This is a genomic window from Geminicoccus harenae, assembly GCF_019800005.1.
GTDB lineage: Bacteria > Pseudomonadota > Alphaproteobacteria > Geminicoccales > Geminicoccaceae > Geminicoccus > Geminicoccus harenae.
Map to the genome: position 1 here is coordinate 1 of NZ_JABGCL010000099.1, position 2,958 is coordinate 2,958.

Annotated in this window: 2 protein-coding genes and 1 pseudogene; all 3 read right to left on the reverse strand. The window is 65.1% G+C overall.

Going from position 1 to position 2,958, the window contains the following annotated elements; translation table 11 throughout:
* Positions 1-280: 280 nt before the first annotated feature.
* Positions 281-430 (reverse strand): hypothetical protein, encoded by a 150-nt coding sequence (locus tag HLA95_RS26830; RefSeq protein WP_191061586.1) that lies wholly within the window; start codon positions 428-430, stop codon positions 281-283.
* 728 nt (positions 431-1,158) lie between these two features.
* Positions 1,159-1,528, reverse strand: a pseudogene (locus HLA95_RS26835) (transposase); the annotation flags it as partial.
* 155 nt (positions 1,529-1,683) lie between these two features.
* A partial coding sequence (locus tag HLA95_RS26840; RefSeq protein WP_306422397.1) for a cytochrome-c peroxidase occupies positions 1,684-2,958 on the reverse strand: 1,275 nt, incomplete at its 5' end.

Here is a 2,958-nt window from a genome sequence, read left to right on the forward strand (position 1 = left end):
TGGCCCTCCCGCTCACGTCGCCTTGCCCGGGACTATGAGCGGCTGCCCGAAACCGGCGTGGCGATGATCCATGCCGCCATGAGCCGGATCATGCTGCGGCGCATCACGTGACCGGTCAGCGACTTTGCCGACAGTCAGTCGGCCCATGTGTCCCTGATCAGTCGATTAAAAACTATGAAGCTGCAGAAGGTTGTTTGAGTTCCCTACCTAGCTTCACGCAGATGTAGCGGCCGGGCTTGCCGAAGGGATCGGTGCGGCTGGCAGCCACCCGGCCAAGCAGTCAGACCATCTTGTCGAACACAATGCTGCTGGCGGTCGGCACCTCGTTCTGGGTGACGATCGTGATCGGAGAGTTCTTCTTCAACCGACTGACCAGCCGCCAGCCCTCGCCATCGAGATCGCTCCAAAAGCTGAAGTCGTCATAGCCCAAGTAAGATGTGGATTACTTCGGCTCCGGTCGGCATGGTGGTCTTGGCGACACTGATGTTCCCCCGGTTCAGCCAGGAGGTCGGCCGCAGGACAGGCCGTTCGTGTTGTCAGAGGTGACCTCGAAGAAGACCAGCACGCCGAGAGCCGGATCGAACACCACGTGCATCTTCTGTTAGGTTTTTGTGGAACCTTGTGCAATCCGCCTTGAAGCCCGGCCGGATCAGGGCCGCGTCGGCTAGGCGCGGCACCTGCTTGGCCTGCCGGATCTGGCAGGGCGACAGCCTGAAAAGGAACGCCAGAATCGGCCCCGACGAGCGACGCGCATTGGGAGCGGCAAAGAGGCTGCCCCGACTGGTTCAGGAGTGGAGCGCTTAACCGGATGATCTTGCGTCCTCTCAAGCGCCTTGGCGTGAGCGACGGTGACCGCCTTGATGTCACGCAGACCGCGCACGGGCAGGAGTTGCGCCAAGAGCAGCGTCACCAGGTGCGACCTCGCGCTTAAGCGGCAGTGCCATTGTCGGCGTACTCCGCGGCCAGCGCATGGTCAACCACTCTCATGGAACCTGCTGTAATTGGGTCGAGAACAGCATAGCCTGCACCCGCATAGCATCGATCTCCACTTGTAACCAGAACGCCGGTCAAGACGTCTGAAAACGAGTAGAATCAACGCTATGCACCCCGGCAAATTTCCGCGGACCGGGCAGCCGCGGGTCGAGATCGGGGACATGTCTTGGTGGCCGCTCCGCCGTGGGAACGCCCCAGCGCCTGATCTTGACCCCCTTTTCCGCTCGCCGCCTGCTGGTGCGCCCGGACGATGGTGCTGTCGATCATGAGGTACTGGTTGTCCCGGTCAGTGGTCAGCGCGCCGAACACCTGCTTCCACACGCCAGCACGGCACCGGCGGTGCACCGTCTTCCATCGGCTGTAACGCTTTGGCAGGTCGCACCAGTGCGCACCCGACCGTAGCGCCCACAAATATCCGCTCACGAACAAGCGGCTGCCTGATCCCGTGCGACTTGAGATCACCAGCCCTGCCCGGCAGCAGTGGGGCGATCCGCATCCATTGCGTCTCACTCAACACGTATCGCCTGGCCGCCATCATGCGCTTCGCGCTTCAGCACGGAACCTCGTGAACCAGCACATAATCCGTTGGAGAACCGGAATCTCGATCCGGCCTGGGCCTGCCCAGGAACGGGAAGCGCCCGGCGAGCAGTGGCTCGCCGGGCGGCTGGTGGGTGCCTCGGTCGTTGTGGATCAGGGTACCGGCACCAGCATCCCCCCGATCAGGTTGCGGTCGAACAGGTCGCCGGTGTTCGGATCGCACAGGCTGGCGCCGTACCCGCCGCGCCCGACCGGCAGGAGGCGGAGCTTGGCGTCCTTGGCCCGGCCACGCTCCAGGGCTGCCACATGGCCGTTCGGCACGATCAGTTCCGGATGGTCGAAGGGGGCGGCATGGCAGGCGACCCGCTGGTCGGTCAGCGCCTTCATGAAGGCCACCAACGCGTTCACCTCGGCATTGGTGAGGCCCAGCTCGGTGATGTCCGGCGCCAGGTTGCTGCCGCCCATGTTCGGCCCGATCGGCGTGGTGCGCCCCTTGGGGCCGGTGCCGGTCGTGTCGCCGCTCGCCAGGTCGCGCCGGTTGCCGCCGCGATCATAGAACTCGACCACGCCCTTGAGGGTCGCCTCGCCGCCATTGTGGAAATAGGGGGCGGTGAGGGCGACGTTGCGCAGGGTGGGCGTCTTGAAAGCGCCGTCCACGGCGACCCGCTCGTTGCGCTTCGCGTCCGGCACCGGGAAGGCGTCGACGCGCCTGCCGTCGGTGAATTGCCGGGTGAAGGACAAGGGCGCGCCCATGGCACTGCCGCCCAGGCCCACATCCTCGTGGGTCGGCCGCACGCCGATATTGTAGAAGCCGCCGTCATAGAGGGCCATGCCGCCATCGGGCATCGGCATGAACTCGACCAGTTCCTTGCGCTGCCGGGGCGGGACGGTAGCGTTGCTGAGCAGCGGCCCGCTATGGCAGTTGGCGCACTTGGCCTTGCCCTCGAACAGGGCCAAGCCTTCCTTCTGCCTGGCGTTGAGCGCGTTGACCTTGCCCTCCATGTAGCGGTCGAACGGGGTCTGGTCGGAGATCAGGGTCCGCTCGTAGGCGTCGAGCGCCAGGCCGAAGAACAGGGCGAAGTTCAGCTCGTCCTGGGTATAGCCGGCGGCGTCGTCGGGCAGCAGGGCGCCCGAATCGGAGAACTGGTACCTGCCGCTGCCGGCCCAGAGCTTGTCCTGGAACGCCCGCTGCACGAGCATCCGGTAGCTCTGCTTCAGCCCCTTGCCGTTGGCGCGGACCTGGTTGCCGACGGCGGACAGGTTGCCGAACACGCTGTCGGTGGGATCGATCGCCTGGCCGACCAAGGGCGTCTGGGTCAGGAGCTTGCGGCCGAGATTGGCGAAGCTGTGGGCACCACAGATCATCTCCACGTCGCTGCCGGGCGGGCCCACCGCTTGCGACGCCAGGCTCATGTTCTTGAGCTCCAG